Source organism: Tatumella sp. UBA2305, from assembly GCF_002345795.1.
GTDB classification, from domain to species: domain Bacteria; phylum Pseudomonadota; class Gammaproteobacteria; order Enterobacterales; family Enterobacteriaceae; genus Tatumella; species Tatumella morbirosei.
The window spans coordinates 32,484-44,760 of record NZ_DDVT01000005.1 but is presented as its reverse complement, the minus strand read 5'-3'; the positions used below and the strand labels follow the sequence as shown (position 1 = coordinate 44,760).

12 protein-coding genes are annotated in these 12,277 nt (G+C 52.0%); 5 read left to right on the top strand and 7 right to left on the bottom strand.

What is annotated here, in order from left to right; all coding sequences use genetic code 11:
• Positions 1-100: 100 nt before the first annotated feature.
• Genes B3Z23_RS02615 through B3Z23_RS02605 form a run of 3 tightly spaced genes read left to right on the top strand, consistent with a single transcriptional unit; the run spans position 101 to position 3,578 of the window.
• On the top strand, positions 101-1,039 hold the full coding sequence (locus tag B3Z23_RS02615; RefSeq protein WP_414716452.1) for a substrate-binding domain-containing protein: 939 nt from the start codon (positions 101-103) through the stop codon (positions 1,037-1,039).
• A 53-nt stretch (positions 1,040-1,092) separates the two neighbouring features.
• Positions 1,093-2,595: a sugar ABC transporter ATP-binding protein gene (locus B3Z23_RS02610; protein ID WP_294901214.1), complete on the top strand. Its 1,503-nt coding sequence runs from the start codon at positions 1,093-1,095 to the stop codon at positions 2,593-2,595.
• A gap of 8 nt (positions 2,596-2,603) precedes the next feature.
• The gene (locus B3Z23_RS02605; RefSeq protein WP_414716450.1) at positions 2,604-3,578 is read left to right on the top strand and encodes an ABC transporter permease; all 975 of its coding nucleotides are present in this window, start codon (positions 2,604-2,606) and stop codon (positions 3,576-3,578) included.
• A gap of 65 nt (positions 3,579-3,643) precedes the next feature.
• Here B3Z23_RS02605 and B3Z23_RS02600 read toward each other — a convergent pair whose 3' ends face one another.
• Both B3Z23_RS02600 and B3Z23_RS02595 read right to left on the bottom strand, forming a co-directional pair.
• Positions 3,644-3,967 (bottom strand): AzlD domain-containing protein, encoded by a 324-nt coding sequence (locus tag B3Z23_RS02600; RefSeq protein ID WP_294901210.1) that lies wholly within the window; start codon positions 3,965-3,967, stop codon positions 3,644-3,646.
• Positions 3,957-4,631 (bottom strand): AzlC family ABC transporter permease, encoded by a 675-nt coding sequence (locus B3Z23_RS02595; protein ID WP_294901208.1) that lies wholly within the window; start codon positions 4,629-4,631, stop codon positions 3,957-3,959. Before B3Z23_RS02595 ends, B3Z23_RS02600 begins: the two co-directional genes overlap by 11 nt.
• 101 nt (positions 4,632-4,732) lie before the next feature.
• On the opposite strand from B3Z23_RS02595, the gene B3Z23_RS02590 reads away from it, so the two are divergent.
• The gene (locus B3Z23_RS02590) at positions 4,733-5,284 is read left to right on the top strand and encodes a helix-turn-helix domain-containing protein (protein WP_294901206.1); all 552 of its coding nucleotides are present in this window, start codon (positions 4,733-4,735) and stop codon (positions 5,282-5,284) included.
• Between the two features lie 105 nt (positions 5,285-5,389).
• Here B3Z23_RS02590 and B3Z23_RS02585 read toward each other — a convergent pair whose 3' ends face one another.
• From B3Z23_RS02585 to B3Z23_RS02570, 4 genes are read right to left on the bottom strand one after another with little or no spacing between them, the layout of a single operon-like run.
• The gene (locus tag B3Z23_RS02585; protein WP_294901204.1) at positions 5,390-5,716 is read right to left on the bottom strand and encodes a DUF190 domain-containing protein; all 327 of its coding nucleotides are present in this window, start codon (positions 5,714-5,716) and stop codon (positions 5,390-5,392) included.
• Between the two features lie 21 nt (positions 5,717-5,737).
• Positions 5,738-6,775, bottom strand: a complete 1,038-nt coding sequence (locus B3Z23_RS02580; protein WP_294901202.1) for an HlyD family secretion protein — start codon at positions 6,773-6,775, stop codon at positions 5,738-5,740.
• A gap of 11 nt (positions 6,776-6,786) precedes the next feature.
• On the bottom strand, positions 6,787-8,382 hold the full coding sequence (locus tag B3Z23_RS02575) for an MFS transporter (RefSeq protein WP_294901200.1): 1,596 nt from the start codon (positions 8,380-8,382) through the stop codon (positions 6,787-6,789).
• Positions 8,379-9,845 (bottom strand): efflux transporter outer membrane subunit, encoded by a 1,467-nt coding sequence (locus B3Z23_RS02570; protein ID WP_294901197.1) that lies wholly within the window; start codon positions 9,843-9,845, stop codon positions 8,379-8,381. Before B3Z23_RS02570 ends, B3Z23_RS02575 begins: the two co-directional genes overlap by 4 nt.
• Before the next feature lie 171 nt (positions 9,846-10,016).
• Between B3Z23_RS02570 and B3Z23_RS02565 the strand changes: the two genes are divergently transcribed.
• Positions 10,017-10,649, top strand: coding sequence for a TetR/AcrR family transcriptional regulator (locus B3Z23_RS02565; protein ID WP_294901194.1), 633 nt, complete (start codon positions 10,017-10,019; stop codon positions 10,647-10,649).
• A 71-nt stretch (positions 10,650-10,720) separates the two neighbouring features.
• On the opposite strand, the gene B3Z23_RS02560 is transcribed toward B3Z23_RS02565, so the two are convergent.
• Positions 10,721-11,860 carry an ABC transporter substrate-binding protein gene (locus tag B3Z23_RS02560; protein ID WP_294901191.1) on the bottom strand — a complete coding sequence of 380 codons (1,140 nt, stop codon included), beginning with the start codon at positions 11,858-11,860 and terminating at the stop codon, positions 10,721-10,723.
• Between the last annotated feature and the right edge of the window lie 417 nt (positions 11,861-12,277).

The following is a 12,277-nucleotide window of genomic DNA, read 5'->3' as shown; positions in this document are numbered from 1 at the left end:
TGTAACCGATGCCGGTAGCGTCCTCTGTTTAAGGAAACTCTGGCTGCTCTGTCCCTACGTATAGGAAAGCATGATGAAAATAAAAACGCTGGTTTGTAGTATGGCACTGGTTATGGCTTCTGTTTCGTCAGCCGTTTATGCGGCGGATACTATTAAAGTCGGTTTTGCTAACCGAACGCTGAATGGTGCCTTTTTTAACGGCCTGACCGAATATATGAAAATTCATGCCAAAGAGCACGGTTATGAATTAATTACTACGGATGCACGTGGTGACCTGAATAAGCAAATCTCTGATGTGGAAGATATGCTTTCTCAGGGGATCAACTATTTAATTCTGAACCCGCAGGATCCTGAAGCCGGTTTGCGGATTACACAAATGGCCAAACAGAAAAATGTCCCCGTCGTGGTACTGGACAGTGATATTTCCCTGGATGCGCCGGTGATTACCCGTGTGCAGGCAAACAACGTAAAAAACAATATTTTGATTGGTGAATATGCGGTCGACAAATTCGGTGACAAACCGCTTAACTGCGTTTTAATCAGTGGTAATCAGGGAAATCTGGTGGGAGAAGCGCGCCGGGATAACTTTATGCGTGGTGTCCTCGAAGCCCAGTTGCGTAAATATAACCATACTCAACTGACGATCCTTAGCCAGGGCTGGGGGAACTGGGACCAGCAAGGGGGTCTGAAAGCCATGGAGGATATGATTGTTGCTCAGGGCGATAAAATTAACTGTGTGTACAGTGAAATGGACGATATGGCCTTAGGAGCGATCCTTTCTCTGCGTGCGGCGAATAAACTGCAAAATGTCAGCGTATTCTCCCACGATGGTTATAAAAAAGGTCTGGAAGCTATTAAACGCGGAGATTTACAGGCGACTGCCTCGAATAACCCTGATTTACTGACCAATACGGCACTGGATGTTATTAAGAAATATCAGGCCGGGCAGAAAGACTTCCCTGACTATGTCTATATCCCGTCTATTCTGATCACCAAGGATAATGTGGATAAATATTATAAAAAAGATTCGATTTTCTGATAACAGCCTCTCCCTTGTCATCAGGGGAGAGGCTGGTTGCAGAGGGCCTGCCAATGGAAAACTACGCGATTGTAATTGAGCATGTCAAAAAACGCTTTGGCGGAATTCATGCTCTGAAAGATGTTTCATTAAAGGTGAAGCATGGTGATATACACGCGATTGTCGGTGAAAATGGTGCCGGTAAATCAACATTAATGAAAATTCTGTCGGGTATTTATATAAAGGATGACGGAATATTAAAAATTAACGGCGAAGAACTGCATTTTACCTCACCGGCACAGAGCCGTGAAAATGGTATCGGCATTATTTACCAGGAGCTGGCACTGGCACCTGATTTAACCGTGGCGGAAAATATTTATCTCGACAGTTTAGGCCGCGGAAAAGGTATTGTTCACTGGAGTGAGTTAAATAAGCAGGCCGGTCGGGTATTAAGCCGTCTGGGATTTGATATTGCGCCGGGACAGAAAGTAGGTGATCTCAGTGTCGCCTACCAGCAGATGGTTGAAATTGCGAAATCGCTGGCCCGTGATGTGAAGATTTTAATTCTGGACGAGCCGACGGCTGTTTTATCCGAACGTGAGATCGATATTCTGTTCAGCCAGCTTAAATTACTGAAGGGACAGGGGGTGACGATCCTTTATATATCTCACTGTCTGGAAGAAATATTCAGAATTGCCGATGCTATCAGCGTGATTAAAGATGGCGAATCAGTCGGGGAACTTGATCCGCATACCTGTACCGAAGATGACATTATTTCGGCGATGGTGGGCAGAAAATTTGAAAATCTCTATCCGGAAAAAAATATTCCTCAGCAGGAAGAAATTCTGCGGGTAGAAAATCTGAATACCCGCAGTTTGCTAAACAATATCGATTTGCAGGTGCGTAAGGGCGAAATTGTCGGTCTGGCGGGCCTGGTGGGGGCCGGGCGCAGTGAAATCGCACGCTGTCTGTTCGGTATTGACCCAATAAGCAGCGGGACTGTTTTCAAGAATGGCCGCAAAATTACTTCCCGCCATCCGGCGGATGCAGTCCGGCATGGTATTGGCCTGGTGCCGGAAGACAGAAAGCATCAGGGGGCGATACTGCCACAAAGTATTCGTGAAAATATTTCGCTATCGCGCATTAAAAGGGCCTGTGTTGGCTGGGGACTGATCAGCCATTCCCGCGACCGGGCTCTGGCCAGTGATTATCAGAAGAAATTAAAAATCCGTATGGGTTCGACCGAACATCCGGTCTCCAGTCTGAGCGGTGGTAATCAGCAAAAAGTGGTGATTGCAAAGTGGCTGAATACGGAATGCGATTTTCTGATCCTCGATGAACCTACCCGCGGTGTCGACGTCGGGGCCAAAGTGGAAATTTATAATGTGATCCATGAACTGGCGCGTCGTGGTTTTGCGATCTTATTGATCTCCTCCGAGATGATCGAAGTGATCAATCTTTCTCACCGGGTCTATGTCATGAGTGAAGGCAGTATTACCTGTGAACTTCAGGGTGAACACATTACTGAAGAAAATATTATGAAGCATGCCATTCCTAAACGTGCACTGGCTGAATGAGGAACATTATGGAACAGGTTAAAACATCGCAACCGGCAGCAACCTCATCCGGTAAAGTGGTCACTTTTTTACTGAATAACTCAACACTGATCGTCTTTATTCTGATGCTGGTGGTTGCCGGTTTCCTGTCTGATAAATTCTACAGTGGCGATAATATTACCAACGTATTACGCCAGAGTGTACCTCTCGGGCTGGCTGCGTTAGGCATGCTATTTGTTATCCTGACCGGAGGTATTGATCTGTCGGTCGGGTCAGTGATGGCATTTATTTCCGTACTGGTTGCGATTCTGATCCCAGAGATTGGTCTCTGGCCGGCAGTGTTCGCCAGTCTGTTTGCCGCGGCTATTATCGGGGCCGGAGCGGGTACGCTGGTGACGCTGTTTAATATCGCGCCTTTTATTGCCACCCTGGCGATGATGACCATTGCCCGCGGGTTAGCCCTGATCATCGCCAAGGGGCAGCCAGTGTTTATCGACGATATGGCACTGGTGGATTTCGGTACCGGTTACCTGTTCGGGATCCCGCTGCCGGTTTATATTCTGCTGCTGTTCGCTGTCGTGGCTTATCTGGTTTACAAATACACGGTGTTTGGCCGGCTGGTGATCTCCATTGGCTCAAATGAAACGGCAACCCGTTTTGCGGGTATCCGGGTGGGTTGGTATAAGTTTGCTGTTTATGCGGTCAGTGGTTTTGCCTGTGGACTGGCGGGACTCATGGCCTCGACCCGCACCGGGGTAGGATCTCCGGTATTATCGGTCGGTTTTGAACTGGATGTTATCGCCGCGGTAGTCGTCGGTGGTGCCAGTCTGGCGGGTGGGCGGGGGAATGTTCTGAACACCATCATTGGGGTGATGATCCTGAGTATTATTTCTAACCTTATGAACCTGATGAATATTTCCGGCTATAATCAGCAAGTGGTGAAAGGCGTCATTATTATCGCCGCCGTGATGCTGGAAGGGCTGAAATCCAGACTACGTCACTAACAGTCGCTGCCGTCATGCCACTGCTGCGGCTGGCAGTGGCGGCATGACGGCTGTTCCGTGAGAGGTTAATGTACTCCGCAGTACCGTAAGACGGCCGTGATTGCTGCGGAGGCGACAATGACTACAATCAGCGGTAGTTTACGCAATGTCAGTAACACGGCAACGCCAACCCCGCACAGCCGAGCAAAACCGGCAAAGTGGTCGCCCTGGTAAAAGGTCGCAATTAACGCCACGGCCAGTAACAAGGTGGTGGCGGCGTCGGACAGACGTTGCTGCCATTCATCCGGCAGTGCTATCCGGTGACCCAGTCGGCTGCTGACAAAACGCATCAGAAAGGTGCCTGCTGCCAGCAGAGCAATACCGGTGATTAACAGTGGATTACTGGTCATGTTTTTTCCCCCTGAGTGTGACTCCGGCCAGTGACAGGAGTACCGGTAAGCCGACCGGCAACCACGGCACTGTCAGTAGTGCCAGTAACGCTCCCGCCCCGGCACGGTGACGGGTATTTCTTTTCTTCAGAGCCGGAATCACCAGGGCAAGCATAATCGCCGGGAAAACGGCATCGAGCCCAATCACCCCAGGGTCTGGCAGATGGCGACCAATCAGTAATCCGGCTAATACGCCCCCGGGCCAGCAGATGGCAATACCCAGACCACACAGCCAGAATGCGGCCCGCTGCTGCACCCTGTCGGGTTGTGACAGCCCAAACATGACACTTTCATCATTCATAATATGGCTGCCGACAATACTACGTCGGCCACGGCCTACCAGATCGCGCACGGCCATCCCAAACGGGATGTGCCGGGCATTAACCAGTAACCCGGCGGCAGCGGCGGCCAGTGGGCTTCCCCCACCGGCGACCATGCCGATAAAGATAAATTCTGAAGCTCCGGCCATCACCAACAGAGACAACGCTAACGGGACCCAGAGTGGAAAACCCAGGCTACCGGCCAGTGAGCCATAAGAGAGAGCGACAATGCCATCCGCCAAAGAGACCAGTAAGATAGCTTTGATAACATCCGGAGGGAGAGCGGAATAGTGTGGTTTATCCATAGTAAGTCCGTTAAAATGAACGCTGGTACGATATAATGAACACCTGTGCGGTGTTTTACAAGAAGAACATTTCGTTCGTTATGACGAACGTTCGGGGAATTATGAATCCGCCTATCTCGGTTATCGCCCGTAGTCTCTCCCGGGAACGGCAACGTTCAGGGCTTTCTCTGGCTGAAGTGGCACGTCGTGCCGGTATTGCCAAGTCCACCCTGTCACAGCTGGAGTCCGGTAGCGGAAACCCGAGCCTGGAAACCCTCTGGTCGCTGTGTATGGCTTTGGATATGCCGTTTGCCAGATTACTGGAAGAGGAACAGAGCACAGTGCGTCTGTTACGCAAGGGAGAAGGTTTGGCCGTAAATTCAGGCCAGGCAAACTATCAGGCGATTTTGCTGGCTAACTGCCCGCCGGGGGCGCGGCGGGATGTTTATTCGTTGCATGTTCAGCCAGGCAGTGATCGTCTGTCTGAGCCTCATCTGCCCGGTTCAGTCGAGCATATTATTTTAGTCCGTGGACGGGCGCTGGTGGGGCTGGCAGACAGCCCGGTTGAGCTAAATCCGGGCGACTATCTGTGTTACCCGGGCGATTTACCCCATATTTTCAGGGCACTGGAGCCAGATACTGAAGCTTTGCTGATTGCAGAACATCGTGGTTAATCCGGCGGCCACTCCCAGGCGGGGAATGGTCGTGTGCAGATTAACTGCCGGGCATGATACCGTCGCACAGCAGTATCGTACGGGTCGCCCCTGACCGCAAAGGAATCAGCGGCTGCTGTCACCACTGACGCCGAATGAGACTGCTGTTTTGGTATAGAACACCTCAATTTCCTCGGCCGCCAGCAGGGCAAACAGCTGATCAGCCTGAGGTTCAGTCACGACCAGGATCACCTGGACGGGTTGAGCAGAGACATCAAACAGGGTGATACAGTGATCGAGTCCGTCATGACCAAACCCTTCAATGCCGCCGGTCAGTGTCGCACCGCGAAGCCCCATCTGGCGGGCGGTTGCCATTAGCCATTGGGCCACTGGCTGCTGTTTATGTACCCGTTCCTGCTGGGTGAAAAAGGTAATCTGGTAACCTGCTTGCATCACCGGCTCCTGAGTCAAAGATTAAGGGTTATCGGTATGGATAGTCGGTTCTGCTGACATACCCACTTTCAGACGATCAAGGTTTTTCTGTCCGGCATCAGGAACGATACGTACCGTGATACGTTGCACTATTTTGGTAAAATTCCCTGAAGCATTATGTGCCGGGAGCGGAGAAAAACTCACGTTACTGGCCGGTGACAAACTCTCGACCTTACCGGTAAAGGTGACTCCCGGCAGTGCGTCTACATGGAACGTGACCGACTGTCCGGGACGAACATTCGCCAGCTGGGTTTCGCGGTAGTTAGCATTGATATACAGGCGATTTAACGGTACCAGCGTTAGCTGCTGTTCGCCGGTATGCGCGTAACCGCCGGTACGCACCACACGCTGTGCGACAATCCCGTCCTCTGGTGCTTTCACCTGGCAATAAGAGAGGTTCAGCAGAGCATCGGCATGAGCGACGTTCGCCTGCTGTAAGTCAGCAGCAGCTTTTTCCTGATCGGCACGCAACACCTGAGTCTGATCTTTAATGGCCTGTAACGCGGCGTTGTTTTTCATTAAGGTGGCACGGGCAGTTTTCCAGGTAGCCTCAGCGGCTTGTTGAGCCTGACGGGTGCCTGAGCCGTCACGGGCCAGGTTACTAAAGCGCTGACGGTTCTCTGCGGCTAACTGTAAATCGGCCTGGCTGGCATCGATAGTTGCCTGTGCCTGTTGCTGTTCACTTCCCTGGCGTTCGATCTGTGCTTTTAGTGAATCCAGTGTAGCCTGAGCACTGCGTATTCCGGCATCGGCCCGTTGCAGCGCAATCTGATAGTCACGAGAGTCCAGTGTAAATAACAGCTGCCCGGCACTCACCGACTGGTTGTCTCTGACCAGCACCTGACTGATGACCCCGGAAATCCGTGGGGCAATCGAGGTGAGATCTGCCTGGATGTAGGCATCATCGGTGGTTTGCGATGACGCGTCAGATTCCGGCCGGTTCATTAGCCAGAGGGCGACAATAACCACCAGTACGGCAACTACGATGGCGGTGATTTTAAAACGTGATGATTTACTCATAGCGGGTTGTATTATCCATTACTGGCTGTCGTTGACGGAGAAGCTGGCGCAGGCGGTGTACTGGCCGGCAAACGCGGGGCCGGAATATATTTCAGGCATAGCACCCCCGGAATTAACAGCAGGGTGACAAAGGTAAAGATGTAATAAATGTCAGCGGTGGACAGCAATGCGGACTGCTGACTGACCCATTCAGCCACCTGTCCGGTACTCACTGAAGAGGAGACTTCCGGCCAGCGACTGCCGAGGTTGTTTAACAGCATTTCACTGTGAAAACTGCCGCGCAGGTAACTGATTTGTTCAATCAGCGCTGCGCCAAACACGGTGCCGGCGGCACGCAGTGTGTTGATTATCCCCGAGACATACGGACCTTCCATCGGCTGTACGACACTGGTGGCCAGAAACAGCAGGGATATGATGGCCAGCGGCTGACCAATCATCTGCAACAGCACTGAAGTGGTAAACTGAGCAGTCATCCACTGGTCGGTGATTCGGGTGTTCAGCCAGCAGGAGAGAGCTATACATAATAACCCGAGGGCAAAGGTTTTACGCGCATCGACCCACGGTTGATACAGCAGCAAGGCGACCAGTGGACCAATCACTAACTGTGGCACACCGACCATCAGACCCATCACCGCGACCTGAGGCAGACGGAATCCCTGAATATCTTCGAGGATGGTGGCCGGCAGAACTACTGCCGTACTCATGATCACCAGCAGGCAGATAAACAGTATAAAGCCGAGCCACAAATTACGGCGTTCCAGTAGCTGCAGGCGGATGAAGGGGGTGGGGTGAAACCATTCACTGATGATAAAAATGCTGCAGAATACTGCGGCGCAAAGAAAAGCCGCACAGATGACCGGTGAGTTGAACCAGTCAAGGCGTACCCCCTGATCCAGGCCAATCGCCAGCAGACTGAGGCCCGGAATTCCGAACGCCATACCAAACCAGTTTCCCTGCTTAATACGCGCCAGCGCCGGTGGCATCACCGGAATCCCCCAGGCGACCAGAATAAAGGCCAGGAGACCTGGCGGGAGCATTATCCAGTAAATCCAGTGCCAGTCAGATAGCTTATCTACCGCCAGTGAGGCCAGCCATAAGGCGATATTGGGTGCAAAGGTGGCGGTCATGGCATATAACGCCAGTCCGTGCAGGCGGATTGACAAGGGTAAAAAGCGCAGTGCTGACATCATCAGTAGCGGAATCAGCGCCCCGGCAGTGAACCCCTGAATGGCACGGACAATAATCATCACCGGCAGGGCGTGTAAAAACGGCAGTACTGCAGCCAGTGCCAGGGTCGTGCCCAGCATCCACAGATGAAAACGGCGCAGCGAGAAGGTAATCGCGCACCAGGTCGCAAACGGCATCACCGAAAGCTCTCCGGCCGCATAGGCGGTATTCAGCCATGATGCGCCGTCGTGGCTGAAACCCAGGGCGCCACTGATATCGGCCAGTGCCAGCCCGGGCAGCCGGTCACTGAGGCCCGCCAGCATTGCGGCCAGCAGTACTCCCAGTAGCCCGCAGGCCAGTCGCAGGCCAAACGCGGGTGGCGCGCCAGGCGCTGCCCCTGGCGTACTGCCAGGGGCAGGGGTGGTGGCGGGCTGACTCATGACGGATGCCTCTGCTGGCTCAGACCAGCCTGCCAGCCACCGCCGAGTGAGCGATATAAGGCAACCAGTGCCAGTTCTCCTGCAGCGGCACAATGAGTGACGGCCAGCTGGCTTTGCAGCAGACCACGACGGGCAATCAGCACATCACTAAATTCGCCGGCACCCTGTTGCCAGGAACGTTCAGCCACCTGTAAAGCGATCCGATGCTGTTGCTCGGCAGCTACCAGGCGCGGATATTGCAATTGCTGACTATTCCATTCATCCAGGGCGTTAATCACTTCATGCCAGGCCTGTAATACCGTTTTATGGTAGTTGAGCGCCGCCTCTTTCTGGCTGGCTTTGCTCAGAGCCAGCTGACTCTTCAGACGTCCCCCCTGGAAAATGGGCAGATAGAGTGTCGGGCCCAGTCCATAGAAGCGGTTATGGGGTTCGCCCAGCCCGGAGAAGCTGTATGACTGGAATCCTGCTTCGGCATTCAGACCAATGCGAGGATAGAAATCGGCTTTGGCGGCCTGGGTATCGGCAATTGCTGCCCGCAGTTGTGCTTCAGCCTGCAGTATATCTGGTCGGCGTTGTGCCAGCTCAGAAGGTATACCGGCAGGAATATTGGCCGGCATTGCAGGCAGTGGGGCGCTACTGAGCTGATTATCCAGCTGATGCGGTGGCTGACCCGCGAGCAGGGCCAGCGCATTCATTAACAGATTTTTTTGCTGTTGCAGAGCAATCAGTTCTGCGTCAATTTGCTGGTCATCGGCACTGGCTGATGCCTGTTCATTCATTGTCGCCACACCGTTGCGTTGACGGCTTTCAGCAATTTTCAGCATATCTTCGGCAATCTTCTGGTTTTCCTGAAGAACGTTTTGCCGTGCATCGAGTTCACGCAGCAAAATATACTGGCGGGCAACATCACTGCTGACAGAGACCTGAACCATATCTTTGCCATACTGGCTGGCCATCACATTTTCGGCGGCGGCATTACGCAGTTGGCGCAGATGGCCCCATAAATCGACTTCCCAGCTGGCCTGCATCCCGTATTGCCACAGCTCATAACTGCTGTCCGGTGCACCTAATCTGGCGTAGGGGGAGTCGGCACTCAGTGCTGAACGGGTTTCACTGCCATTCACCGAGACCTGCGGGTAAAGTGCCGAAGCCGCCATACCCGCCATTGCGGCACTTTGTTCCACATGGGTGGCGGCCAGTTGTATGTCCGGATTATTTTGCCCGGCATTCTGCTCCAGTCTGTTCAGCAACGGGTCATTAAATACCGACCACCATTGGTCGGGAACATCGGCAGTCGTCATTGCCGGCAGCTGTGAAGCCAAAGCTTTCCAGTACTGACGGCTTTGTGCTCCGACCGTGCTCTCATCCGGCACTTTTCCGGCAGGCGACAGACAACCAGACAATAGCAGACAAACAGCCAGAGAGAGTGGTGCCGGAAAACGGCAAAAACGAAGACTACTCATAAAATAGACTGACCTTTGATAACCAGGGGGGATAATTAGCTGTACTAACCGGTACAGTTAATGGCATATTCCTAAAGTTGTCAAGTTATGTGGTGCTATAAGATAATGTTATAATGCGGTTTGTACAGAGATGTTAAAGATGTACCGGTGAGTACCGGTCAGGGAGAGAATATGCAGGATCAAGGCGTGACAGCGAAACCGCTGACAGAGAAACAACTGACAGTGTTACTGGCTGCTTCAGACGTGTTTCTTGAACATGGTTTTAGTGCCGCCACCACCGATATGATTCAGCAACGGGCGGGGGTATCGAAGGCCACCGTCTATGCGTTTCGTACCAGTAAAGAAGCACTGTTCAGTGCGGTTATTGAGCATCAGTGTGCCAAAATGACTCAGGCGGTACGCAATATTTTGCCGGCCAGTGGTGATCTGGAAGGTACCCTGAAAAAACTGGGTCTTGCCTATCTGGGGATTATCTTTTCGCCGAAAGGACTGGCGCTGTACCGGGTTGTGATGGGGGAATGTCAGCGTTTTCCGGCACTGGGACATATCTTCTGGCAAAGCGGACCGGCGACTATCGTTAAAATGGTCGAAGAACATTTGCAGAATGCGGTTCAGGCCGGGGATATTGCATTGCAGCGCACAGGGACTCATCTGGCTGCCCGCCAGTTTGTCAGCCTGTTGCGGGGCGAATCCTATAATGAATATCTGACGCATCCGGAGGCGATTCCGACAGACGGACAGGTTGAACGCTGGGTAGAGCAGGCAGTCGATACTTTTCTACGGGCATTTCGTTGTTCTGAATAACCCGCGGTGTGAGAGGGGGCCGGTCACTGACAGCAGGCAGTTCCCGGCGGGCCCCACCTGCTGTGGATGACTTATTTTGCCGGACGGTAACTCAGATTATCTGGTTCATCGGGCAGCTTAGTGAAATGGGTCACGATGTAGTGATAATCGGCGGTCGCATCAAGGTTTGGCAACTGTTTTGGGTAGAACCAGTGGGCCAGAGTTTCAACGCCAATGATATTCCACGGATGGTTGTAGAAGTGGTGATACAAGCCACCGACATGACCTTCCGATACGGCAGGGATATTGGCTACCGCAGTGCGTTGCAGCAACTTATCAAAACTGGCTTTGATATCTGAAACTTTGGTGTTGTAGCCAAACGGCAGTACCGGATTGCCGGGGGCCCCACGTTTTGAGCCGGTCATCAGATACCAGTCAGGGCGCATAGCAATAATTTTTTCCGGGTTAATAAATCCGCTGGAACCCTTCAGCAATTCTGTACCGATATTTATCCCACCGGCTGCCGCCACCAGTCCCCCCCAGCCATTACCGGCATGAGTAAAGCAACAGTTGTCGGAGTTACCGGCAATCGGCTCGATAAACACCAGCGGTTTTTTCTGTTGATGGTCAACGACATCGTTAATCTGTTTCAGGCGCGAAAGATAGAAATCGGTGAACTCTTTGGCATTCTGTTCTTTGTTCAGGACTTTACCTAACAGGGTAATACTTGGCACTGTATCCTGAATCGGATGCAGTTCGTAATCGAGAAACAGTACAGGGATATGCAGTTCGCGAAAACGTTTCAGGACCCCGGTCTGTTCCAGCACGGGTTTCGCACGCAACTGGGCAATCAGCAGGTCAGGGTGGCTGGCAATCACCGTTTCAGGATCTACATTTCCCTGGTCCGACTGCCCCATATCAGGAATAGCCGCTGCCTGTGGCCAGGTTTTACGCAGCAACGCCCACTCCTGACTGTCTTGTTTTTTTATCAGGTTGTTCCAGGTGACCACCCGGGCAAACGGATTATCGCGGTCCAGCAGGGCCAGAGCCATAATATCACGCCCGTCCTGCAGGATAATTCGCTGAGGTTCATGGTTAATCACAACGGTCTGATTATCCATATCTTTCACCGTGAGCGGATAAGTGGTCGCCAGGGCCGCCAGAGGGGATAAACACAAAGCGGCTGCAATATAGCGCACCACTCCCTGAATACGTTGTTTAGCGTGCTTCATGAGGATTCCTGAATAGTTTATAGGCCATGGACTCGAATTTCTCACAGTAAAGTAAAACTGCTTCTAAACAATAATGAGAATTGAAATCATATACAATCAATCTTCAGAAAAGTAGCCGGAAACAATGGTATCTGTTACGACTGGTAAATATCCGGAAGAGAATATTGCCGGCTGGCGGATTTACAGTTAAAGCAGTGGATGACTTATAAATTCTTACCGCTGTTTAGACGGTGTAAATTGTTTAACGTTGAATTCGGATATTTTCAGGGTATCATTCGTAATGATTATTATTCTATTTTGTCGACGGATAAGCATTATCTTCTGAGTGTTCTGTTTTCACATTTCCGCAGAAGAAGATCACCTGCCAGTGCCTTTGACAAACAATGCCCTCAGTTTTCAGAACGCGGAAGTATCATT